General features: G+C 57.0%; 1 protein-coding gene and 1 pseudogene. Both read right to left on the reverse strand.

The window, feature by feature from the left end; all coding sequences use genetic code 11:
- A partial coding sequence (locus tag HOC_RS20530; RefSeq protein WP_035542563.1) for a helix-turn-helix domain-containing protein occupies positions 1 to 374 on the reverse strand: 374 nt, incomplete at its 3' end.
- A gap of 97 nt (positions 375 to 471) precedes the next feature.
- Positions 472 to 1,068: pseudogene (locus HOC_RS22765) on the reverse strand (transposase); the annotation flags it as partial.
- Between the last annotated feature and the right edge of the window lie 26 nt (positions 1,069 to 1,094).

Here is a 1,094-nt window from a genome sequence, read left to right on the forward strand (position 1 = left end):
CTTGCAATGACGGGGCGGACCATACATTTTTTATAGGTGAACCCTTCTGAGCAAAGCAGTTTGGAGATGTTCGACGGATCGACCTTCACCCCATGCATGTCCTGCAGCATCTTCACCAGCTGAGGCATCGTGATGTCCGGCTTTTCAAGAACACGCTCGACCAGGAAATCCTTGTACGGTCCCAGCTTTCCATAACCCTTCGGCCGACCCTGCGGGCGTGGGTCGATCGAACCGGTCGCAGCGACGTGGTTCTTCAGCCGGGACGCCGTCGACGGCGCAACCTCGAACTGCCGCGCCACTTCCCGCGCCGACTTGCCCGCCTCCATACCCCGCAACATTCGGGTCCGCAGATCCTTTGAAATCAAAATCGCCATGGATTCGTTCCTCCCAGAACTGTGAATCACAGTTCGAGAGGATCGGGAATCACTTTTGATTCATCAAAAGCGCCCGCTGCTCTAGCTCATCGGGCAATTATTCTGCAACATAGTTAGCGGCCTTGAAGAAGTTCCAGCACTCGTTGGTAGTGAACAGGGCGCAGATGTTTCAAATATCGTTGTGAGGTCATTGAAGTTTCTTGCTGCGGCCGCTCGCAGGTGAGCTTTAAGTTTCGAGAAGGCCATCTCGATCGGATTGAGGTCGGGGGAATATTTTGGCAGGAAGAGGAACCAGGCCCCGCGCTTGGCGAGGATGTTAGCGGCGCGCGGACTAGATTGCCGAGGATCACAACGTCGCCTGGCTTCAGGGTGGGTGCAAGCTGGGTCTCGATATAGAGACCTCGAAGGCAGCTCGGTTCATGGCCCCTTCAATGATCCATGGGGCGGTGGGTTCGCTGCAACGCAGGCCAGCAATGACGGTTTGTGTCCCCAATTTTCCGAACGGAGCACTGGCCTTCAGACGCGTCACGCACAGGCACCGCCCGCGCAGCTGGCACATGTTCGTCTTGACGGAGGTTTCGTCCAGGAAGACCAGCCCTCCAGGTTCAGCCTGCATGTCGGGCTGGCGATAATGCTTCCAGTCAGCCCGCCATGCCTTGACGTCAGTGCGTTCTTGCTCCGCCATCAGAAGCGTTTAATGGGATGGTCCGCCCCGTCTCC

The sequence above is a fragment of the Hyphomonas oceanitis SCH89 genome, from assembly GCF_000685295.1.
Lineage (GTDB): Bacteria > Pseudomonadota > Alphaproteobacteria > Caulobacterales > Hyphomonadaceae > Hyphomonas > Hyphomonas oceanitis.